This is a genomic window from Pseudomonas granadensis, assembly GCF_900105485.1.
Taxonomy (GTDB): Bacteria; Pseudomonadota; Gammaproteobacteria; order Pseudomonadales; family Pseudomonadaceae; genus Aquipseudomonas; species Aquipseudomonas granadensis.
Map to the genome: position 1 here is coordinate 2,690,029 of NZ_LT629778.1, position 22,749 is coordinate 2,712,777.

Genomic DNA, 22,749 nt, shown 5'->3' on the forward strand with positions numbered 1-22,749 from the left:
CAGTGTCCTTTTCGTCGAGCCGCTGGTATTTTGAAATCTGCGCCTTTCAGCCTTTCTCCCGCGTCAGCTTTTCAATCAGCGCACGATGCTGCGGAAATTGCGCAGTGAGTTTTCCTCGATCAGCCATTTCCATGTCTGCAAAATCAAATCCCGGCGAAACCGCCTCGCTGATCAATCCGAATCCATGTGATCCATTGAGCAAGCGTGAAGCTTTCCAGATGCCACCTGGTACGTGTAATTGCAGATGTTGCTTAGTGAGAATGTCGCTGCCCATGACCAGCGTCTGCAATGAACCGTTTGCATGGATCAGGCTGTATTCGATCGGATCGCCCAGATGAAAATAATGCAGGATGTCGGACTGGTTGAAATGAAACTGTCCCACCGGAGATTGCTCAGTCAACAGATAGTAGATTGACGTCAGTAGATAACGGGGCCCTGTGCTGGTCTCAAGGCTCGCGCGATGATCGGATTGATAGGTTCGGCGGAAATAGCCGCCTTCGATGTGAGCTTCGAGATCCAGCGCATTTATGACGTCGTGCGCATTGGGTTTAGCTTGAATCATCGCCTGCTCCCGTTATTCCGATAGGTTTTTTGATAGCTCAACTAAACGGTCATTTAGTGTAGCTATCAATAATCTCGCTTTTATCCCCCTGCATGAGACTTCTGCGCACTCAATCGTCAGGACTCGATTTGATAATAGTCGCGATACCACGCAACAAATCGGGACACGCCGTCTGCAACATCCACTTGTGGAGAAAACCCCGTCCAGTCGGCAAGTGCCGATACATCGGCCCATGTACTGACAACATCGCCCGCTTGCAGCGGCAGAAAATTGTATTGAGCTTTAATACCCAGCGCCTTTTCCAGATAATCGACAAAATTGAGTAATTCAATAGGCCTGCCGCGTCCTATATTGAATAGTTTGTTAACGCCCTCGCCCTCCTTCGCCGGTACCGGCGGTTTTGGACATAACCGCGCGATGCCTTCGACAATGTCATCTATATAAGTGAAATCCCGCGCCATCTGACCGTTGTTGTAAATATCGATCGGCTCCCCCTGCAAGATCGCCTGAGTGAATTTGAACAGAGCCATATCCGGTCGGCCCCAAGGCCCATAAACGGTAAAAAAGCGCAGCCCGCTGGCCTTCAGTCCATAGAGATGGCAATAGCTGCTGGCCAATAATTCGTTGGCGCGTTTAGTGGCTGCGTACAGCGAAACCGGGCGCTCGACCGGGTTGTCGACACGGTAAGGCAGCTCGCTGTTCGCGCCGTACACCGAACTGCTTGATGCGTAGATGAGATGCGCCGGCTGGTGAAAACGACAGGTTTCCAGTACGTTCAAAAAGCCCACCAGATTCGATTGCGCATAGGCGTCCGGGTTGTCCAGTGAGTAACGCACACCGGCCTGAGCGGCCAGATGGATGACTTCGGTAAAACGATGCTCTTTGAACAGCGTCATCAGTGCCGGTTTATCAATTATGTCCATCAGTCGAAAATCGAAGCCTGGCAGTTCTCTTAGTTGTTTTAATCGTGCCCGCTTTAGCTCAACGCTGTAATAATCGTTGAGGTTGTCGATACCGATTACTTGCTGGCCTTGTTGAACTAATCGTTTCGCCGTGTGATACCCGATAAAGCCTGCCGCGCCAGTCACAAGAACGGTCATAGTCCCTGCTCTCCTCGATCGAATAGGCGGTGAGTTATAACGCCGTCCGCCAGAAGCCGTCCATAGCTTATAAGCATTTCGTAGCCGCTCAATGCTGGAAGGTCTCAGCGACCCTGACGCTAGCGGTCAGTGTAAAAAAAACGAACACGTTCGGACGTCAAATAAAAAACGCTTTATAAACAGCGAGATAGTCACGCGAGATACAGCTAGTCGACAAATGGCGTGTTTTTTGACTCGGATCGTTTGACAGACCGCGAAGACTGGCCGATAACTACCAACGTCTAGCTGAACGTGGCGCGATTCCCTTCTCAATCGCTGCCGAAAGTTCCAGAGCTAACCACTTGGCAACCTAACGTAAACACTGCGAACATGCAGACTGTGCGGTAGCTTTGTCTTTTAAAAAGTTCAGCCAACATCGAGCCGGACAAGTGATTCATTATTGAAACACACCGACGTTACATCATAATAAAAACACACCCTGCCAATTGTCTTTGCACGGCCCTGAATAGAGCTTCTGCCTGCCCTAAACTTCTCGAACATCAAAGAGTTTACTCGCATGCCAGCAATCAGCTCGGATCAACCCAATTGGTATCTGTTGCAATGCAAACCACGCCAGGATGAGCGCGCACACCTCAACCTGCTCCAGCAACACTACGTGGTCTTTCACCCTCAACTCTTCACTGAGCGCGTCATTCGCGGGAAACGACAGCGCGTGATGGAGTCGTTATTCCCCGGTTATCTATTTATCCAGCTCAGCAGCACAGACAATTGGGCACCGTTGCGCTCGACCCGTGGCGTCAGCCGGGTTGTCGAGTTCAATCATGGTCCCGTGGCAGTAGCGGAACATGTCATAGAGCATCTGCGCGAACGCTGCCTGGAATCGGATTCGGATGTGAAAGGCCGCCTCGAACCCGGTGAGCCTTTGCGGATCATCAGCGGCCCGCTCTCACCACTCGAGGGTGTATTCCAGGCGCTGCAGGGCAACGATCGGGTGTTACTGCTTCTGCAGTTTCTCAACCGCGAACAGCCCGTGTGCCTGCCGCTTACCGCTATTCAACGACAACAGCACAACTTCCAATCGTACAAATAACAGCTTTTCTCACCTGCCATTTCTCAGGAGCCATGACATGGCCTTGAAATCACGCTGCCCTGTTGCACTGATCATGGCCTCTTTCTATCCGGGAATGGCCTGGAGCACCGACCCACAAGCGATAAACGTTTATGGATTCGACTTCACGCCGACGTTTGTTTTTTCAGAAAGTTATGACGACAACTTTCGCGAAGTGGAAGACAACAAGCAGTCCTCGATGATCACCAAACTGGCGCCCTCCTTCGAGCTCAAGGCCGAAGACCGTAACAGCGCCACGCGAGTGATCTGGCAACCGACGCGGTACATCTATCACGACGATTCCGATGCCTCGAACACGGCGCAACGTGTGCGTGCCGAGAGCGTGATGGAGTTCACCGATCGCCATCGTTTGAAACTGGACGCCGAATATCGCAAATGGGAGCGCACCGAATCGACGGCGGTCGAGGGTGTGAATGACAAGCTCAACAACAAACGGGTCGGCGGGCTTTATACCTTTGGCGCCAAAAGCGCGGACAACCAGATCGATCTCGGGGTCAATTACGCGCAACTGCGCTACGACAATGGCGACGGCATCAATGCCGACAAGGAACGCGACACCACCGCCTTGACCAGCACCTGGTACCACCGCATCGGCAGCAATACCCGAGGTTTGCTCGAATATGACCACACCGACTTCGACTACAAGCAGGCGAACAGTCCGCGCAGCAGCGTATCGGACGCCGTACTGGCCGGTGCCGTCTGGGATTTCACGGCACGCACGACGGGCAAAGTGCGCGTCGGTTACGAAAAAAAGAACTTCGACAGCAACGAATCCAACGACCTCGACAACCCCACCTGGCAAGTCGATCTGCAATGGAAACCGCGCACGTATTCGACGTTTACCTTTGTCGCGCGCCAGGCGCTTGCCGAGGGCGACGACGGCGCGGAGGCGGTGAAGTCGACCTTCACCCAGGTCGGCTGGCGACACGGCTGGACCGAGCGGATTACCACTGTGGCCCAAGCCGGCCTGGGCCGTTACGTCTACGAAGGGCAAAGCCGCACCGACGACTTTCAGGATTACAACCTGGCGGTGATCTATGCGATGCGCCGCTGGCTGGACATCGAAGTCGGCTATCGCTTCCGCGACAACGATTCCGATGCCGACAACGAAAGCTTCACCCGCAACGTGTTTCAGATCAGTTTCAACGTCAGCCTTTAAGAGGGTTTCGACATGAACACATCCGCACTTGTCTTGTCGTTCACGCTGGTGATGGCGGCGCCTGTCTACGCGGCAGATCCCGGCACGCAATACAAACTGGCCGCTGGCGATGTGTTGCGCATCATCGTGTTTGGTGAGCCGGAGTTGAGCCTGAAAAAGATCCGGCTCAGCGACGCCGGCACGTTTTCCTACCCCTTTCTCGGCGAAATCTCCGCCAAGGGGCTGACCCCCAGCCAGGTCGAAAAATTCATTGTCGACGGACTCAAGCAAGGCTACCTGGTCGACCCGAAAGTCAGTCTCAGCCAGATCGAATACCGCCCCTTTTACATCAATGGCGAAGTGAAAAAGCCCGGCAGCTATCCGTTCGTGCCCGGCTTGACCCTGGAAAAAGCCATTGCTTTGGGCGGGGGGCTGACCGAGCGAGCCTCGATCAAGCGCGTCACCATCTTGCGAGGCGACAGTGGCGCGACCGACACCGATAACGTGACGCGCAGCACCACGATTGCCCCCGGCGACACCATTTCCATTGCACAAGGGTTCTTCTGATCATGGACAACAGCCTTGGCACTTACGTCGAACGTCCTTTGCAAGCGCACGTGCAGCAGCATCACCAGCACAGCGAAGACAAGGACACCCTGGATCTGCTGAAACTCTGGCGGGTGATCTGGCGCGCGAAATGGAGCATCGGCTGGCTGATTCTGGTGAGCGGTCTGCTCGCGGCCATCGTGGTCTCGAACATCACTCCGCAATACATCGGCAGCACCACCCTGCTGTTCAACGACAAGAGCCCGCCGCTGATGTCCTTTCAGCAGGTCAAGGACTCCAACAGCAACACCACTGACTACCTGCAGACGCAACAGGCACTCCTGCAATCGCGGGATCTGGCCGAGCGTGCGGTGAAAAAACTCGGTTTGACCACGCACCCGGTCACTGACCCGCGCCAGCAACCGAAGTCGTGGTTCGCACCGCGCGAATGGCTGGCCGCTGTCGATCTGGACAAATGGTTACCGGGGCTCGGTCTGGAGCGCTGGCTGCCGGAAAAACAGGCGGTCACCGAAGAAGAAGTGTTCAACCAGGTCACGCAAAACCTGATGCTGCACACCAGCGTCAAGTTCGTCGGCAAGAGCCAGTTGCTCGAGATCGAGGTCGAGTTGCCCGACCCGGTTCTCGCCGCAGCGGCGGCCAATGCGCTGGCCCGCGGTTTCACCGACAGCCAGCTCGACACCAGTGAAAAATCCACGCAAACCACCACGGCGTGGATGAACACCCGGCTGGTCAAGTTGCGTGACAACTTGCGCGCCGCCGAGAAAAAGCTCCAGGGCTACCGCGAAGAGCAAGGTCTGGTGGACGTTGGCGGTGTCGCCACGATCAGCGCCAATGAACTGGAAATGACCGGTAATCGTATGGTCGATGCCCGGCGCAACCGTGCCGAAGCCGAAAGCGAGTACCGGCAGGCCAAGGCCCTGGGCAACGGCGATCTGAGCAAACTGTCCAGCGTGCCCGCCGTGTTAAGTAACCCATTGGTGCAGAAATTCCAGGCCGATCGTGCCCTGGCCCAGGCCAAGGTCGATGAACTGTCGGGGCGCTATGGGCCGAAGCATCCGAGCCTGCTGTCCGCGCAGTCGGAGTTGCGCACCGCCACCACCAGCCTGCAATTGCAGGTGCAGCAGGTGGTCGCCGGAATTGAGCGGCAATACCAGCTCGCCACGGCCAGTGAGGCTTCACTGCGTCAGTCCTTCAACAGCAACAAGGCGCAAATTCAGGACATTGCCCGCAAGGAATTCCAGTTGCGTGAATTCCAGCGTGAGGTCGACAGCTCGCGGGCGCTCTACGAAACCTTCGTCACCCGCTTGAAGGAAACTACTGCGACCGCCGACATGGACTCGACCAAAGTGCGCATCGTCGACCCGGCGATTGTTCCGGTCGATCCGAGCAAACCGCGGAAAACCTTGATCGTGGCGATCGTTTCCTTGATCGCGGCGGTGATCGGTGTGGCCCTGGCGCTGCTGTTCGACAGCCTGAGCAACACCTTCAAAACTGATGAGTCGATCGAAAGCGCGCTGAACATTCCGCTGCTCAGCGTGGTGCCATTGGTCATGAAGAAAAACCGCCGGCAGCTGGCGCGTTTGTTCGAAGACAACGACAACCCACGCTTCTCCGAGACGATCCGCAACCTGCGCACCTGGCTGATGCTGCAAAGCAACGAGATGCCCTCGCAAGTGGTGCTGATCACCTCGACGGTGGCCGGTGAAGGAAAAAGCACCATCGCCAACAACCTCGCCAGCTCGCTGGCACCGCTGGAAAGGGTACTGCTGATCGATGCCGACATGCGCCAGCCGACGCTGTCGCAGAATTTCGACTTCCCACCCGACAGCCCTGGCCTGGCGAACGTGATTGCCGGCACCGCCCGACTCGAAGACTGCATCGTTTCGGTGGGCAATCTGGACATGTTGCTGGCCGGCAAGGTCATGCCGTCGGCGCGAGATTCCCTCGCCGCGCCACGTCTGCCCTCGCCTGCCGAGCCGGCCAACGCACTGCAACCACCGCCGCAGGATCTGCTCAGTTCACCGCGCATGGCGCGCATGCTCGAAGCGCTGCGCTCGCGTTACCGGCACATCATCATCGATTCACCGCCTGCAGAATTGATCAGCGATGCGCTGTTGCTGGCCAAGCATTCGGATGCGGTCATTTACGTGGTCAAGGCTGACAGCACCCCGATCAGCCAGGTCCAGCGCGGCCTCGCGATGTTGCAACAGAGTCATGTGCCGGTATTCGGTACCGTGCTCAACCAGGTCGACCTGCGCAAGGCGCGCAAGTATGGCCATCACCACTCCCGGGCGTTCTATAACTACGATTTCGCGCCCAGGTAACACCGGGCGCTCGCGCCTGCCGCTGCACCCCTTTCTGCCAACACACAACTCGCTTCACCTCTGCCGAGCCACGGAAAAGCCAGCGGGAAGACACCTCGTGTCTGCTCGCTCAGCGCTGACGCATTACTGCTGCCTTGAGGTCAAGCCCATGACTCCGCTCTATACCGCTCATATGACGCAACGCCGCGGCCTGACCTTCTGGGGTCAATGGTCGTGCGCCCTGCTGCTGGCCACCTCGTTGCTGGTGCTGCTGGTGTATTGGCGCGTCGGCTACCTGACCAGCGAATATCGCATCCTGATCATCCTGGCTGTGCTCGGCTCAGTGCCGATCTACAGCGTGATGCGCGTGTATCACAAACGCTATGGCCTGGTGGTCGGGCTTGGCAGACTGCTGGCCGGCTGGTTGATTTTGCTCGCGGTGCTGGCGGCGATTGCCTTCGTCACGCAGACCAGCGCGATCTATTCGCGCCAGGTGATCATCCTCTGGGCGGTGCTGGGTTTCGTGGTCCAGGCGGCGAGTTTTCTGCCCCTGCATTACCTGGCCCGGCTGTACTCACGCAAGATCTGCAACGAACGCCGCTCGGTGATCATCGGCACCTGCCCGACGGCGCATGAGCTGGCGAAAAAGCTCTCCACGCCCAATCGTGCACTGGTGCTGGGCTTTGTCGCTGCCGCCGATGACAGCGGCCCCGCACCGAGCATTCTGCCGCTGCTCGGTCGCGTCGATGCGATCCGCGAGATCATCGCGCGCCTTGAAGTGCGCCGCGTGTACATCGTGCTGAACATGGCGCATGCCGCCACAATCGAAGCGCTGTACATCGACCTGCTCGACGTCAATGTCGATGTGGTGTGGATTCCGGATTTCGGCAGCATGGTCCTGCTCAACCATTCGATCTCGGAAATCGAGCGGATGCCGGCCATCTACCTCAACGAAAGCCTGATCAGCTCGCATCCGGCCAGTCTTTTGTGCAAGGACCTGTTCGAGCGCAGCCTCGCCGCGCTGGCGATCGTGCTGCTCAGCCCGTTGCTGTTGGCGGTAGCGACCGCGATCAAGCTGACCTCCGCAGGCCCGGTGCTGTTCAAGCAGAACCGCCACGGCTGCAACGGCGAAGTGATCAAGGTGTGGAAGTTTCGCTCGATGCACGTTCACGACGACCGTGAAGTGCGCCAGGCCACCCGCAACGACAACCGCCTCACGCCGATCGGCCACTTCCTGCGGCGCAGTTCCATCGACGAATTGCCGCAGCTGTTCAATGTCGTGTTTGGGCAGATGGCGCTGGTCGGTCCGCGCCCCCATGCGGTCACCCACAACCTCTATTACACCGGCAAGGTGCGCGCCTACATGGCCCGCCATCGGCTCAAGCCGGGCATCACCGGGCTGGCGCAGATCACCGGCCATCGCGGTGAAACCGAGACGCTGGAAAAGATGCAGCTGCGCGTCGCCCAGGACCTCAATTACATCAATCAATGGTCGCTGTGGCTCGACCTGAAAATCCTCCTCAAGACCCCCTTCACGCTGTTCTCGAAAAACATCTACTGACCCCTGCCCCACCGCTGCCTGCCCCTGCCCGCCCGTTGATAACCGGTCATGACGACCTGAGGTTTGACCATGAATGTGAGCGTATTCGGTATTGGTTATGTTGGCCTTGTCCAAGGCGCTGCGCTGGCTGAGGTCGGGCACAGTGTGCTCTGCGTCGATGTCGACGTCGCCCGGGTCGAGGCCTTGAAGGAAGGCACTCTGCCAATCTACGAGCCGGGCCTGAAAAGCCTGGTGCGTGACAACTATCAGAGCGGCCGGCTGCGCTTCGGCACCGATCTGGTGGACGCCGTGCACCATGGCGACGTGTTGCTGATTGCGGTTGGCACCCCGCCGGACGAAGACGGTTCGGCGGACCTGCAATACGTGTTGGGCGTGGCGCACACCATCGCGCTGAACATGGACCGGCACCAGATCATCGTCGACAAATCCACCGTGCCGGTCGGCACTGGCGATCGGGTCCGCGCCCACATCGAGCAGGTGCTGGCCGACAACGACCGCAGCGAACTGACGTTCGACGTGGTTTCCAATCCGGAATTTCTCAAGGAAGGCTGTGCCGTCGAAGACTGCATGCGTCCGGACCGGATCATCATCGGCACCGACAGTGCGCGTGCCGAAGAAGTCATGCGGGAACTGTATGAGCCGTTCAATCGCAATCGCGAAAAAATCCTCGTCATGGACGTGCGCAGTGCCGAGCTGACCAAGTACGCCGCCAACTGCATGCTGGCGACCAAGATCAGCTTCATGAACGAAATGGCCTGCCTGGCCGAAAGCCTCGGCGCCGACATCGAGAAGGTCCGCCACGGCATCGGCTCGGACCCGCGCATCGGCTACCAATTCATCTACCCCGGCCCGGGCTACGGCGGTTCATGTTTTCCCAAAGACGTGAAGGCGCTGATCCACGCCGCCACCAGCGTCGACTTCGATGCCCGCGTGCTCAAGGCCGTCGAGGCGCGCAACCAGGAACAGAAAACCACGCTTTACAGCAAGATTTTCAATCACTTCGACGGCCACCTGAGCGGCAAGACCTTTGCCTTGTGGGGGCTGAGCTTCAAGCCCAACACCGACGACATGCGCGAAGCGCCCAGCCGCGTGTTGATGGAAGCCCTGTGGCGCGCGGGCGCCAGCGTGCAGGCCTTCGACCCCAAAGCCATGGAAGAGGCGCAGCGCATTTATGGCTCGCGCGATGACCTGACCCTGACCGGCACCAAGGAAGCGGCACTGAAAAATGCCGACGCGCTGATCATCGTCACCGAGTGGCAGGCGTTTCGCGCCCCGGACTTCGACGTCCTCAGCGCGCGGCTCAAGCAACCGCTGATTTTTGACGGGCGCAATCTGTTCGATCCGCAACGGTTGAGCAAACGCGGCTTCACCTACGTCTCGGTGGGTCGTCAGACCCTCTCTGTGATCTGACGGGAGCCTCGCCATGTTGAAACTCGAACTGGTCGGGCACTACTCGCCACAATTGCTCGAGGCCAACCAGGCCTATTCGTTCATCAACTTTGCTTCGATCAGCAGCGTGTTCGCGCAGCGCTCGGGCGCCATCACCTACTTTTGCGACGGCATGCTGATGTCGTCATTCATGTCGCGGGTCACTGGCAGAAGCATCGGTCGGGTCAGCTTCGACTTCACCTCGATCGCCGACCAGGTACTGGGCGGTGCCGAGCGTTTGGGCAAGCGGGTTTACTTCGTCGGCGCCCGACAAGGCGAACTTGAGCTGTTCATGCGCAAGATCCAGACCCTCTATCCGCGTCTGAGCATCGCCGGTTACCACAACGGCTATTTCAACGCCACCGAGGCCGAGGCGCTGCACGCCGATATCTGCCGCAGCAAAGCGAACATTCTGATTGTCGGCCTCGGCGCCGGCCTCCAGGAACAGTTCGAACAGGACGTGCTGCGCGCAGGTTTTCAAGGCGTTGCCTTCACCTGTGGCGGGTTCATTCGTCAGGAAGCGCTGGCCTCGCGGCAATACTATCCGGCGCTGATCAATCGCCTGCACTTGCGCGCGTTCTATCGCATGTATCGCGAGCCGCACACGATCAAACGCTACCTCATCGATTACCCGAGCAACTTCTTGCACCTGCTGGCCCTGCTGGCACGGCGCAAGGTCGCCATCAGCGTCGGGGAGTGACCATGCACATCCTGTTCATTCTCAAGGATTTCAAATCCGGTGGCGGTGTCGAGCGCGTGCAGCAACGGCTGTCCGAGCAGTTTCTCAAGGATGGCCGGCGTGTGAGTTTCTTCGTCATGAACGGCGAAACCCCGGACACGGAAGGCAATCAACGTCACCACAGCGGCGGTGGCAACGGCATCGCCGGCCTGCTCCGCTCGATCGTGCTGTTGCGCCGGCTGATTCGTGACGAGCAGGTGACCCACCTGATTTCCGCCAAGGAGCAGGCCAACGTCTGCACCTGGTTCGCCACGCTGGGCAGTGCCTGCAAAGTCATCTACAGCCGACACATTGCCCTCGATTGCAAAGAGCAGAAAACCGGCCCTTCGAGCCTGCGCCTGCTGTACGCCTTGTACCTGTGCGGCAGCGGCAGAGTGGTCACGGTCTCCACGGCGTTGCGCCAGTCGCTGGTCGGCGGGTTGCCATGGGGCCGAAAGCGCATCAGCTTTTGCCCGAACGCGGTGATCACCGAACAACTGTTCCAGGCCTCACGGGCGCCACTACTCGCCGGGCTGCCCGAAGCTTACTGGTTGGGACTGGGACGACTCACGCAGCAGAAAGGCTTTGATCTGTTGCTCGACGCCTACGCCCTGGCCTTGCAACAGCGCACGTTGCCGGACCTGGTCATTGCCGGCGACGGGCCGATGCGCGATGCACTCAAAGCGCAGGCGCAACGCCTGGGTATCGCACGACGGGTGCACTTCACCGGTTACCTGAGCAACCCCTATCCGCTGCTCAGAAACGCGCGGCTGTTCATTCTCAGCTCCACCCACGAAGGCATGCCGACCGTGCTGATCGAAGCGCTGGCCCTGGGCACGCCGGTGCTGGCCAGCGACTGCGAAACCGGCCCCCGAGAACTGCTGGACAACGGCCAGCTCGGACTGCTGGTCAAGGTCAACGACGTGCCGGCACTGGCTGAGGGAATGCTGCAAAGCCTGGTCTCGCGCGATGACGCAACGCCCCACGAACAGACCCTGACCGAAGCCCTGCGTCCTTACACCAGCCAGCACGCGGCTCAGGCGTATTACCAGGTATGGAATCAATGAAAAAATTCCTGATCATCCTCCACGACCTCAGCGCCGGCGGCGCCGAGAAAATGATGACGCGCCTGGCCGGTGCGCTGGTCGACGCGGGCAACGACGTAACCTTGCTCCTGCTCACCGGCGGCGGCATCAACGCTAAATACCTCGACCCACGCGTCAAGACAGTCGAATTGCACAGCCCGCGCAGCGTTCGCGCGATTCCGGCACTCGCGCGGTTCCTGCGCGCCAATCGCTTCGATGCCCAATTGGCGGCGCTGACCCACGTCAACGTCGTGGCCATCGCCGCCGCGCTGTTGTCCGGCACGCTGGCACGCCTGCACGTCAGCGAACGCAACGCGTTTTCCCACGACAAACACGTCAATCCCGCCTTCATGGTGCGGCTCGCCTACAGCGCGGCGCCACTGCTGTATCGGCTGATCCCCAACCCGGTGATCTGCGTGTCGAAAGGCGTTGCCCAAGACCTGGTCGACACCACCATCGCCCGCCGCCAGGACGTGACCACTGCCGACAACCCGGTGCTTGACGACGACTTCTACAAAAAGCGCCCAGGCCGGCCCAGCCACCGCTGGCTGCTGGAAAAGTCCGGTGCGGTAATCGTTGCCGTGGGCCGCCTGGCCCAGCAAAAAGGTTTCGACACGTTGATCAGCGCGTTGGCCGCGCTACCCGATACCAACGTGCGTTTGATCATCTTCGGCGAAGGTGCGCTGCGCCCGCAGCTGCTTGAACAGGCCCGCGAGCTGGGCGTTGCCGAGCGTGTCGATCTGCCGGGCTATACCGCCGACCCGCTGGCGGAAGTCGCCGCCGCCGATTGTTTTGTCCTGTCGTCACGCTTCGAAGGCAGCCCGAATGCGCTGGTCGAGGCCTTGGCCACGGGCACGCCGGTGGTCGCGACTCGCTGCCCCCACGGCCCGGCAGAAATTCTTATCAATGGTCTGGTGGCGCCGCTGGTCGAGGTCGATGACGCGCCCGCCCTGGCGCAGGCAATCGTTCTGCAACTCAACACACCGCGCCACTTCAAGCGGCATACCCGGCTTGAGGCGGCGGCCCGGTTCGCCAATACCCGCGCGTTGCAGACCTATCTCACGGCGATGCTTGGGAGCGCCGCATCATGAGCACCCTGACGATCCGATATTCAACCTTGCGCGACGGCTTCGCCCTCTTCGGCGTGCTGTTTTACATCCAGGTGATCACCTTCATCCTCGGCCTCGGCGGCGGGTTCAGCTTCGGCGACGTCGACAAGGACCTCGAAGGCAGCGTCGCCAATCAGGTCTGCGGACTGGTGACGCTGTTGGTGCCGTTGTTTTTCTTCATCCGCAACAAGGTGTTCCTGAGCAAAACCTTCTACCGCAGCAACTTCTTTCTGCTGCTGTTCCTGCTCTGTGTGATCGCCTCGATCGGCTGGTCCCATGACCCGATGCTCAGCCTGAAACGGGTGATCGCTATGCTCGGCGTGGTGTTTTTCGCCGGCTTCATTGCCTGGAACTACCCGCTGGAAAAGATCGTGTTCATGCTCGGCTGTGCGATCGGCGCCGCGGCGTTCATCGGGCTGATACTGGCGGTGGTCATGCCTGACGTCGCGTTCCTCTCCGGGGGCATCCGCGACGGCGCCTTCAAGGGGATTTTTGCCGAAAAGAACGCCGGCGCGCGGCTTAACGCCGTGGCCATTCTGTTATTGCTGCCGATGATCCGCCAGGGCAATCGCCGCGCGCTGTTCTGCGCGCTGTGTTCGCTGGTAGCGATTCTGCTCGCGCAGTCGGCGACCGGCGTCGCGCTGGTGGTGTTCGGCACGGTGAGCTACTGGTATTTCCTGACCCTCATCCGCCTGCGCATCCACCGCTCGCAGGGACTGTTTTTTGCCAGCACGGTGCTGTTTCTGCTGGCGGGTCTGTTGCTCTACAACCACGTCGCCTGGCTGCTCGAAATCGCTGGCCGCGACCCCTCGCTGACCGACCGCACGCTGATCTGGGAACTGCTTTCACCCTTCGTCGAGCAGGAATGGCTCAAGGGCTATGGCTTCGGCGCTTTCTGGGCCAGTCCCGATGCCGATGCGTTCATCACCCGTTGGGGCTATATCGGCAACGCCCACAGCGGCTACATGGAAACCCTGCTCAACGGCGGTGTGATCCAGTTGAGCGCACTGATTCTGCTGTTCGGCGAAGCGCTGCTCAAACAGTACCGCGCCGTGACCGCCAACCACACGGCGCAACTGCGTGCCAGTGCGCTGGTGATCATCGGCCTGTTCGCCGTCACCAACTACGTGGCGTACGTGATTCCCAACTACCGCTCCGCCGAATTCCTGGTGTTCTGCACCCTTGCCCTGTCCTTCCGGCATCAACTGGTGATGCTCCCCGCGTTCAAACCGGCAAACCCGCGCCAGCGTCAGGCTGGCCGGGCATTTGCGCCTGATTCCGCCAAGGCGTAACCCAAGGAGAAGCTGCCGTGACAAACCAAGCCCCGCATACCGTTTGTGTTCTGATCCCGATGTACAACGGCGTCGACAGCATTGAGCAGACGCTGACCTCGCTGGCCGAGCAGACGCGTCTGCCCGATCACGTCATTGTCATCGACGATGGCTCCACCGATGACGGGCCGCAACGGGTCCGGGACTTCGCTGCACCGTTTCGCCTGACCCTGTTGCAGCAGGCCAACGCCGGCCAGGCCAGTGCGCGCAATACCGGTTTGCACCACAGCCAGGAAACCTTCGTGGCGATGCTCGATGCCGATGATCAGTGGCGCCCGCAAAAACTCGAGCTGCAACTGGCGCTGTACGACGAACTCGAGCAACAGGGCCGCCCGGTCGGGCTGATCGATTGCTACACCCAGGTCAATTACAGCAACGGCAAGCGCCAACTGGACGCCGTGCGCAAGAGCGGCATGCACTTCTACGACTTCGTCCACGCCAACGTGCTCAATGGCGTGTCGGCCGCACTGGTCAAACGCGACGTGATGCTGCAACTCGGCGGCTTCGATGCCGGCCTGCGTTATTGCGAAGACCGGTTCATGTGGACGCGCATCGCCGAGCATTGGGAAATCCACACGGTGCCGCAGGTGCTGCTCGAACGCACGGTCAACGACGGCAACATGACCGCGCAACCGAAAAAACACTACCAGAACAAGATGAAGTTCATCGATGTGTACCTCGAGCGCTATGGCGCCCAGCTGAGCAAGCAGCAGCACATCGATTTTGTGCTGGGCAATCACACCGATTTTCTCAATACCTTTTCCCGGCGTGGCGATCATGCCGAGGTGCTCGATGTGTACCGGCGGATGTTCGAATACTCCTGGCAGACGCTGATCTTCGATCACGGCAAACCGACCTTGCGCTACCTCTACGCCCTCGCCCGCACCGGGTTCAAGGCACCGGCATCAACCGCCGCTCAATGACTCGGTATCCGCCATGGCCAATCACCGCCTCGTCACCCTCGGCTGGATCTTCACCGAAAAATTCGGCCTGATCCTGCTGTCGATGATCACCTTCGTCGCCTACGCGCGCCTGCTGTCGCCGGCCGAGCTGGGTGTGGGCACGATCATCATTGCCATCGTCGAGCTGGTCGGGCTGATTTACTCCTCGGTGCTGGAAGACCCGCTGGTCCGCCTGGAGCGGCTGGAAGACAAACACATCTCGACGGCGTTCTGGGCGGCGGTGCTGGTCAGCCTCGCATCGATTGTGCTGATCTGCGTGGCGGTGATGTTCTATACGACCGACCCGGTGCTGCGCTGGATGACCGCGCTGGCCTCGGTGAAGATCCTGTTCACCATGATGGCGCGGGTCTATGTGGCGCAAATGCGCCGCAGCGGCAACTTCAAGGCGCTCGCCTCGCGCACCTTGCTGGGCAAGATTGTCGGCGGTTTCGCCGGTATCGCGGTGGCGCTCTGGGGACTCGGCGCCTGGGCGGTGATCGCTCAGGCTCTGATCATGGAATTCGTCTCGATCATCGTGCTGATGCGCGCAGACCCGCGGCGCATCGCCTTTTATATCGACGGTGCGTTCCTGCGTGAGCTGATCAAGGCCGGCACACCGGTGGCGATCAATGCACTGAGTTCCCAGACCCTGCAGCGCGGCGTCAACGTGGTGCTGGGGATGACGGCCGGGGCGAATGCGGTCGGCATGTTCAACATGGCCATGCGCATCATCGACCTGCCGCGCACGGCGATCTACAACGGCCTGCTGAGCTATGCCCTTCCAGCGTTTTCCCGGCGCAGCGCCGAACCGCTGCGCCTGCTCGGAATCATCGGCGACTCGACTGTGGTCAGCAGTTTTCTGTTGACGCCGCTGTTCCTCGGCATCGCCCTGACGGCCAGCGATCTGATCCTGCTGATCTTCGGCGCCAAGTGGGCCGAGGCGATTCCTCTGCTGCAAGTGCTGGCGTGCACGGCGGCCGTCGGCAACATGGCGATGTACGCCACCACCGCGCTGGTCGCGGTCAACCGCAGCCATTTGACGATCAAGGCCGAGGTGCTGACCACGTTGCTGGCGCTGCTGTTGGTGTATGTCTTCGGCAGCGCCTATGGCGGCATGGCCGCCGCGGTGGCGCTTCTGGCGCGCATGCTGCTGATCACGCCGCTACAAATCCGCGGGCTCAACACCGCCGTCGGTTACGACTGGCGCCGCTTCCTCGATTCCAACTACCGCAGCGTGCTGGCCTCGCTGGTGATGGTCACGACCGTGTTGTCGCTGTCGCCGCGCCTGGCTGTTCAGGGCTACCTGCACCTGCTGTGCGACATCTCGCTTGGCGCGCTGAGCTATGCCGTGGCGTATAGCGTCCTGCACCCGCGCTGGCCGCAGGAATTCAAATCGGTGTTCACCGCTCGCTGAATTCAGTCCATGAAAACAGGAAGGTTCCTCCATGCGTAAAACTACGTTGATTACCGGCGGCGCCGGTTACATCGGCTCGCATACCGCTTTGGCCCTGATCAATGCCGGACGTCACGTGCTGGTCCTCGACAACCTGTGCAACAGCAGTCGCGAGTGCATCAAGCGTCTGGAGCAGTTGACCCTGAGCCGGGTGGATTTCATCAGAGGCGATATTCGCGATGCGCACTTGCTCGACAACATCTTCGGCCGCTACGACATCGACGCCGTGGTGCATTTCGCCAGCCTTAAATCGGTGGCCGAAAGCGTGAGCAACCCGTTGGACTATTACGCCAACAACGTAGCCGGCACGCTGGAACTGTGCCGGGCGATGGCGCGCAACGAGGTGTTCAAACTGGTCTTCAGCTCTTCGGCCACGGTGTACGGCGATCCGGCGAGTACGCCCATTCGCGAAGACTTCGGCACCGGCAAACCGGTCAATCCCTACGGCCGGAGCAAACTGATGATCGAGGAGCTGCTGACCGATCTGTGCCACTCCGATCCACGCTGGAGCATCGCCTTGCTGCGCTATTTCAACCCGATCGGTGCCCACGAAAGCGGGATGATCGGCGAAGATCCCAGCGGCCGGCCGAACAACCTGTTGCCCTGCCTGACCCAGGTCGCGATTGGCCGGATACCTGAACTGACGGTGTTCGGCAGCGATTATCCGACCGTCGACGGCACCTGCGTGCGCGACTACATTCATGTCGTCGATCTCGCCATCGGCCATCTCAAGGCGTTGTTGAAGTTGCAGCAAACCAACGGCGTCGACGTGTGGAATCTCGGCACCGGCGTCGGTTACAGCGTGCTGCAGATCATTCAGAGTTTCGAAGACATCACCGGCATCGCCATCCCCTATCGCTTTGCCCCGCGCCGCGCAGGTGACGTTGCCAAAATGTTTGCCGACCCGGGCAAGGCCGGGCGGGAATTGGGCTGGACCGCGCAACGCGACCTGCAACAGATGATTGTCGATGCCTGGCGCTGGCAGTCATGCAATCCGCAGGGCTATCAGTCTTCCTTCAAGATCCCCGCGCTGAGTGTGGCCCGATGAAACTTCATGGCGTGCTGTTTCTCTGGCTGCTGGGGTTTGCCCTGGCCGGCAACGCCGCGCCAGCACCGCCCGGTGTTCCCGCCGCCGGGCTGGTGCTGTGGCTGGACGCGGCGGATGCGCAAAGCGTGCAGCTCGATGAGCAGAACCGCGTGCTGCGCTGGAAAGACAAATCCGCCAGCGGCCATGATGCCAGCGCCGACAATCCCGGCGTGGCGCCGCAGTGGCTGCCGGACGCGGTGAACGGTCGTGCGATGGTGCGCTTCAACGGCGTGTCAGGTTTGCTCGGCAAAGCCATCCGTAGCGCCAAAGGTCCGGTGACGGTGTTGGTGGTGTCGCGGCGTATGGCGGAACAAGCCGGGACCGATCCTTGGCAACGCTTGTTCAGCTCGCGCCCGCAAACCGCCAACAACGATAACGTCCTGCCGAATTTCGCCATCAGCCTGCGCGACACTGCGGCGTACGCAACCAGCGTTTCCGTGCTGGAGCTCTACGACGTACCGATCGGGCCGTATGGCATCGGTCGCAACGCCGTTGGCACGGCGGATAACTTTCGCGGCGACATTGCCGAAGTGCTGGTCTATGACCGTGCGTTTGCCTCGCTCGCCGACCGCCAGCAAGCCTTTCAGTACCTCGCAGACCGCTGGACCGTAGCTGTTCCGCCGATCGCTGATACCTGGACCCGGGTCGGCCCGCTCGGTGCTGTACCGAACCGGACCAACAGCAACCTGCCGCTGTCCGATCAGGCCAACAGCGGTCAGTGGGTACTCAACGACAAGCTGTCCGACGAGTTCAACGGCAGCACCCTCGATCGCACACGCTGGCACGTCAACCACGGCGTCGGCAACGAATCGCTCGGCCGCAAACCGGCGCTGTACACCGAGAAAAACGCCAGCGTCAGCAATGGCAACCTGAACATTGTCTTTCGCAAGGAAACCTTGCCGGAAAAGTACGTGAAACTCGGTTTCAAGGACTACACCTCCGCCATGGTCCGCACCCTTGAGAAGGGTTTGTTCGGCTATTACGAAGCGCGGGCGAAACCGATGAATTCCGCCGGCTCCAGCGCCTTCTGGCTGGCCTGGACGGGCATGGCCGACAACGCCACCGAAATCGACATTTTCGAAATCGCCGGCAAGACCAAAGATGGCAAGCTGGACCGCTCCTACCACATGAACGCCCACCTCTGGGCCACGCCGCAAAGCACCGAGCACATCGCCGATGGCAGCATCTGGGTCAGCCCATGGCGGCTGGCCGATGACTTCCATGTCTACGGCTTCGACTGGCAGCCCGACACGCTGCGCTGGTATGTCGATGGCGTGCTGGTGCGCGAATCGCGCAACAAACACTTCTTCTTCCCGATGGAAATTGTCTTCGACAGCGAGGCCATGTGGTCATGGTTTGGCGTGGTCGACGATGCTGACCTCCCCTCAACGTTCGAAGTCGACTACATCAAGATGTGGCAACGCCGTTCATCGCTGTCCCAGGCCGGGAGCACGCCATGAGCCGCCACTGCTGTTTCAGCTTGCGCCTTGGGTCGAACCGTGTTCGACAGAGTCGTCAGTTTTTGATCAGCGCTGATCAGTCCGGAGCGCATCTACATGAACAATCGACGGCTCAAGGAACTCGATTTATTGCGTTTTCTGGCGGCCCTGGCCGTAGTGTTCTTTCACTATGCGTTTCGCGGCTATGCCAAGGGCGATATGTCGGCGATGCCCTACCCGCTGCTGGCTGAGCCGGCCAAGTACGGCTATCTGGGGGTCGAGCTGTTCTTCATGATCAGCGGCTTCGTGATTCTGATGACCGCCTCGAGCAACAACCTCAAAGTGTTTTTCATTTCGCGCGTGGTGCGCCTCTGCCCAGCCTTATGGGTGTGCTGCACGATCACTTTTCTGGTGACCCTCGCCGTTGGCCAACCCAGGTTCAGCGCTGATTTTTATCAATACGTGGTCAACATGGCCTTTCTCAGCGAGATGCTCAATGTCGAGCCCATCGACGGCGTGTACTGGTCGCTGTTCGTGGAGATCAAGTTCTACCTGATGATTTCCGTGTTGCTGGCCTTGAAGAAAATCGACCGTATCGAGCCGTGCATGGTGGTCTGGCTGCTGATCTCTGCCGTCGCCGAAGTCCTGCAATTTGAAAAACTGCGCTCGATGCTGATCACCGATTACGCCGCGTGGTTCATCGCCGGGGCCACGTTTTATCTGGTCTGGGCCAAGGGCTTCACACCGCTGCGGATTCTGCTGCTGGCGGGGGCGTTGGCGCTGGCGATTTTCACGGCGGTGGTGTGGGCAGCATCGATTGAAAGCAAATACGCTACCGACTACGACCCGCTGATCATCTGCGCCGTGGTGGTGCTGTTCTTCGTGATTTTCCTGTTGATCGCGACCAACCGCATGTCCGCTCTGCAACGCTGGAACTGGACCGCGCTGGGCGTGCTGACCTATCCGCTATACCTGCTGCATCAGATGATCGGCTTCATGATCTTCAACATCGCCTACCCGGCGATTGATCCGCACGTGCTGCTCTGGGGCACGGTAGCGTTCATGATCGGTGTGTCGTGGTTGATTCACGATCAGATCGAGAAACCGATGGCGCAATCGATAAAAAAGTCGCTGTCGATTTCCTTCAAACTGGTCAGGGCAGACTAGCTCGCCCAGCGTCAGCCGCGCTTGAGCGTCTCGCTCGGCAGCTCTTTGAACAGCGCCCGATAGCTGCTGGAAAAACGCCCCAGATGCCAAAACGACCAGTGCATCGCCACTTCGGCCACGGTGGTTTCCGTCGGTCGGCGCCTGAGCAGTTCGCGGTGCGCGCTGTTCAACCGACGCAAGCGTAACCAGTGGCTTGGCGTCATCCCCGTGTAGGCCTTGAAGGCCTGTTGCAATTGCCGTAGCGATACCCCCGCCACCTGCGCCAGCTCGAGCAGATTGAGCGCATCTTCCGGCGAATCAGCCGCCCACTCCCCCACGCGTTTCATGATCATCCGTTCTTCGCCGCGCCGTTGCAGGCCGCTTCGATCGAGGCGCGCCTGCGCGTTGTCGAGAATGAACAGACAGTCTTCCAGTAGCTGTTGAGTCAGCGCCTCTTTGCTTTCCATATCAATGGTTTGCGACAACTTCGTGAGGGTCGAGCTTAACCAGCGACTGAACAAGGCGTTCTGTCCGCAGGTGAGCGGCGCCATGAACAGCCCATCGAGTTTTGCCACATCCAGCCCGTGCTCACGGACGAATGCCGGGCCAAACACCACGGCGATTTCCTGGTAATTCTCCGGGGTAATCCAGATGTTGCGGCTCTCTTCGTTGAGCAGGTAAAGCGCGTTGTCGCTGCGATCAAAACAGAACGCCAGAGCACCGGACGGCGCGCTGAAATTCTGCTCGACCCGGGTATTCATCTGCTCTTCGTAGACCTCGACGCCCTGCAGATCGAGATAGCGGATCTGCCCGGCGAAATGCCCCGGCGACATCTGCTGGTAATGCTGGACCCAGCCCGGTGTGGCGCGCACTTGCTCGGCCACATCGGCGGTGTTGAAGGCTTGAACCTGAAGCGGATTGCACGTTGTCATGAGGTGACCTTGCGCACTCTTTTGGTGCGCTTGGGTGCTGCTTAAAGTGGATAGATGGATTCACCAGCCGCGCCCAAGATAGACGCCAACGCGCCACAGGGGAAGGGGCGGAAGATGAAACCCGCCCTCCCCGGCGTCTACAAAACCAATAACGAGGTCTCTATGAATGCCCCTTTCGATCAGCTGTTCACGTGGCTGAAAGATCACAAGATTACCGAAGTCGAATGCGTGGTCAGCGACCTGACCGGCATCGCCCGCGGCAAGATCGCACCGACCAACAAGTTCCTGCATGAGCGCGGCATGCGCCTGCCGGAAAGTGTGCTGCTGCAAACGGTAACCGGGGATTTTGTCGATGACGACATCTACTACGACCTGCTCGACCCGGCCGACATCGACATGGTCTGCAAGCCGGTGTCCGACGCTGTGTATGTGATCCCGTGGGCAATCGAGCCGACCGCGATCGTTATTCATGACACCTTCGACAAGTTCGGCAATCCGATCGAACTGTCGCCGCGCAACGTGCTGAAGAAAGTCCTGCAGTTGTACACCGACAAGGGCTGGAAGCCGATTGTCGCGCCGGAAATGGAGTTTTACCTGACCCAGCGCTGCGAAGACCCGGACCTGCCACTCAAGGCACCGCTGGGCCGCTCCGGACGTGCGGAAAGTGGCCGGCAGTCGTTTTCCATCGATGCCGCCAACGAATTCGACCCGCTGTTTGAAGACGTCTACGACTGGTGCGAACTGCAAGGTCTGGACCTCGACACGCTGATCCACGAAGACGGCCCGGCGCAGATGGAAATCAACTTCCGCCACGGCGACGCGCTGGATCTGGCCGACCAGATCACCGTGTTCAAACGCACCCTGCGCGAAGCGGCGCTCAAGCACAACGTCACCGCGACGTTCATGGCCAAGCCGATCGGCGACGAGCCCGGCAGCGCCATGCACTTGCACCAGAGTGTGGTCGACATCGCCACCGGCCAGCCGATTTTCGCCAACGCCGACGGCAGCATGAGCGAGCTGTTCCGCCAGCACATCGGTGGTTTGCAGAAGTACATCCCCAAAGTGCTGCCAATGTTCGCGCCCAACGTGAACTCGTTCCGCCGCTTCCTGCCCGATACCTCGGCGCCGGTCAACGTTGAATGGGGTGAAGAGAACCGCACCGTTGGCTTGCGCGTGCCAACCTCGGGACCTGAATCGATGCGCGTGGAAAACCGCCTGCCCGGCGCCGATGCCAACCCGTATCTGGCGATTGCCGCAAGCCTGCTTTGCGGTTATCTGGGCATGGTCGAGAAGGTCGAACCGAGCGCCGCCGTCGAGGGCCGGGCTTACGAGCGCCGCAACCTGCGCCTGCCGATCACCATCGAAGAAGCGCTGACCCAGATGGAAGAATGCACCACCGTGGCCGAGTACCTGGGCGCCAAGTTCGTGCGTGGCTACGTCGCGGTAAAACGCGCCGAACACGAAAACTTCAAACGTGTGATCAGCTCATGGGAGCGCGAGTTCCTCCTGCTAAGCGTTTAACCCCGACCCTGCACAATCCCTGTGGGAGCGAGCCTGCTCGCGATAGCGTCGTCACATCCAACATCAATGTCGCCTGAAACACCGCTATCGCCAGCAGGCTGGCTCCCACACTGAAAAGGAGGTGTACACAAACCCGCTAACACCCCCAAACCCCTGTAGGAGTGAGCCTGCTCGCGATGGCGTTGGCACATCCAACATC

The 22,749-nt window shown here is 59.8% G+C and carries 19 protein-coding genes; 16 read left to right on the top strand and 3 right to left on the bottom strand.

All coding sequences use genetic code 11. The annotated features are described in order from the left end of the window. Window positions 1-46 precede the first annotated feature (46 nt). Both BLU52_RS11965 and BLU52_RS11970 read right to left on the bottom strand, forming a co-directional pair. A complete protein-coding gene (locus BLU52_RS11965) occupies window positions 47-562 on the bottom strand; it encodes a cupin domain-containing protein (RefSeq protein ID WP_090283373.1) in 516 nt (171 codons plus the stop codon). Between the two features lie 116 nt (window positions 563-678). After that, the gene (locus tag BLU52_RS11970; protein ID WP_090283375.1) at window positions 679-1,662 is read right to left on the bottom strand and encodes an SDR family NAD(P)-dependent oxidoreductase; all 984 of its coding nucleotides are present in this window, start codon (window positions 1,660-1,662) and stop codon (window positions 679-681) included. Between the two features lie 556 nt (window positions 1,663-2,218). Between BLU52_RS11970 and rfaH the strand changes: the two genes are divergently transcribed. The 15 genes from rfaH (at window position 2,219) to BLU52_RS12045 (ending at window position 20,118) form a co-directional block, all read left to right on the top strand. Continuing rightward, window positions 2,219-2,752, top strand: coding sequence for a transcription/translation regulatory transformer protein RfaH (rfaH, locus tag BLU52_RS11975; RefSeq protein ID WP_090283377.1), 534 nt, complete (start codon window positions 2,219-2,221; stop codon window positions 2,750-2,752). A 37-nt stretch (window positions 2,753-2,789) separates the two neighbouring features. Then, window positions 2,790-3,950: an outer membrane beta-barrel protein gene (locus tag BLU52_RS11980; RefSeq protein WP_090283379.1), complete on the top strand. Its 1,161-nt coding sequence runs from the start codon at window positions 2,790-2,792 to the stop codon at window positions 3,948-3,950. A gap of 12 nt (window positions 3,951-3,962) precedes the next feature. After that, window positions 3,963-4,496, top strand: a complete 534-nt coding sequence (locus BLU52_RS11985) for a polysaccharide biosynthesis/export family protein (protein WP_090283381.1) — start codon at window positions 3,963-3,965, stop codon at window positions 4,494-4,496. 2 nt (window positions 4,497-4,498) lie between these two features. Then, the gene (locus BLU52_RS11990; RefSeq protein WP_090283383.1) at window positions 4,499-6,820 is read left to right on the top strand and encodes a GumC family protein; all 2,322 of its coding nucleotides are present in this window, start codon (window positions 4,499-4,501) and stop codon (window positions 6,818-6,820) included. A gap of 148 nt (window positions 6,821-6,968) precedes the next feature. Beyond that, complete coding sequence (locus tag BLU52_RS11995) at window positions 6,969-8,360, top strand: undecaprenyl-phosphate glucose phosphotransferase (RefSeq protein ID WP_090283385.1); 1,392 nt, start codon at window positions 6,969-6,971, stop codon at window positions 8,358-8,360. Window positions 8,361-8,429: 69 nt separating this feature from the next. After that, a complete protein-coding gene (locus BLU52_RS12000) occupies window positions 8,430-9,770 on the top strand; it encodes a UDP-glucose dehydrogenase family protein (RefSeq protein WP_090283386.1) in 1,341 nt (446 codons plus the stop codon). 13 nt (window positions 9,771-9,783) lie between these two features. Next, window positions 9,784-10,488 carry a WecB/TagA/CpsF family glycosyltransferase gene (locus tag BLU52_RS12005; RefSeq protein WP_090283388.1) on the top strand — a complete coding sequence of 235 codons (705 nt, stop codon included), beginning with the start codon at window positions 9,784-9,786 and terminating at the stop codon, window positions 10,486-10,488. Between the two features lie 2 nt (window positions 10,489-10,490). After that, on the top strand, window positions 10,491-11,573 hold the full coding sequence (locus BLU52_RS12010; RefSeq protein WP_090283389.1) for a glycosyltransferase: 1,083 nt from the start codon (window positions 10,491-10,493) through the stop codon (window positions 11,571-11,573). Next, a complete protein-coding gene (locus tag BLU52_RS12015) occupies window positions 11,570-12,682 on the top strand; it encodes a glycosyltransferase (RefSeq protein WP_090283390.1) in 1,113 nt (370 codons plus the stop codon). The genes BLU52_RS12010 and BLU52_RS12015 overlap by 4 nt, the downstream gene beginning before the upstream one ends. Then, window positions 12,679-13,992: an O-antigen ligase family protein gene (locus tag BLU52_RS12020; protein ID WP_090283392.1), complete on the top strand. Its 1,314-nt coding sequence runs from the start codon at window positions 12,679-12,681 to the stop codon at window positions 13,990-13,992. The genes BLU52_RS12015 and BLU52_RS12020 overlap by 4 nt, the downstream gene beginning before the upstream one ends. A 17-nt stretch (window positions 13,993-14,009) precedes the next feature. Continuing rightward, window positions 14,010-14,954 (top strand): glycosyltransferase family 2 protein, encoded by a 945-nt coding sequence (locus tag BLU52_RS12025; RefSeq protein ID WP_090283395.1) that lies wholly within the window; start codon window positions 14,010-14,012, stop codon window positions 14,952-14,954. A gap of 13 nt (window positions 14,955-14,967) precedes the next feature. Continuing rightward, window positions 14,968-16,386 (top strand): oligosaccharide flippase family protein, encoded by a 1,419-nt coding sequence (locus tag BLU52_RS12030; RefSeq protein WP_090283397.1) that lies wholly within the window; start codon window positions 14,968-14,970, stop codon window positions 16,384-16,386. 31 nt (window positions 16,387-16,417) lie between these two features. Further along, complete coding sequence (gene galE / locus BLU52_RS12035) at window positions 16,418-17,473, top strand: UDP-glucose 4-epimerase GalE (RefSeq protein ID WP_090283399.1); 1,056 nt, start codon at window positions 16,418-16,420, stop codon at window positions 17,471-17,473. After that, window positions 17,470-18,972, top strand: coding sequence for a family 16 glycosylhydrolase (locus BLU52_RS12040; protein WP_090283400.1), 1,503 nt, complete (start codon window positions 17,470-17,472; stop codon window positions 18,970-18,972). Before galE ends, BLU52_RS12040 begins: the two co-directional genes overlap by 4 nt. A 96-nt stretch (window positions 18,973-19,068) precedes the next feature. After that, a complete protein-coding gene (locus tag BLU52_RS12045) occupies window positions 19,069-20,118 on the top strand; it encodes an acyltransferase family protein (RefSeq protein ID WP_090283402.1) in 1,050 nt (349 codons plus the stop codon). An 11-nt stretch (window positions 20,119-20,129) separates the two neighbouring features. Here the strand turns inward: BLU52_RS12045 and BLU52_RS12050 are convergent, their stop codons facing one another. Further along, on the bottom strand, window positions 20,130-21,029 hold the full coding sequence (locus BLU52_RS12050) for a helix-turn-helix domain-containing protein (protein ID WP_090283404.1): 900 nt from the start codon (window positions 21,027-21,029) through the stop codon (window positions 20,130-20,132). A gap of 162 nt (window positions 21,030-21,191) precedes the next feature. On the opposite strand from BLU52_RS12050, the gene BLU52_RS12055 reads away from it, so the two are divergent. Continuing rightward, complete coding sequence (locus BLU52_RS12055) at window positions 21,192-22,550, top strand: glutamine synthetase family protein (protein WP_090283406.1); 1,359 nt, start codon at window positions 21,192-21,194, stop codon at window positions 22,548-22,550. Window positions 22,551-22,749 lie beyond the last annotated feature (199 nt).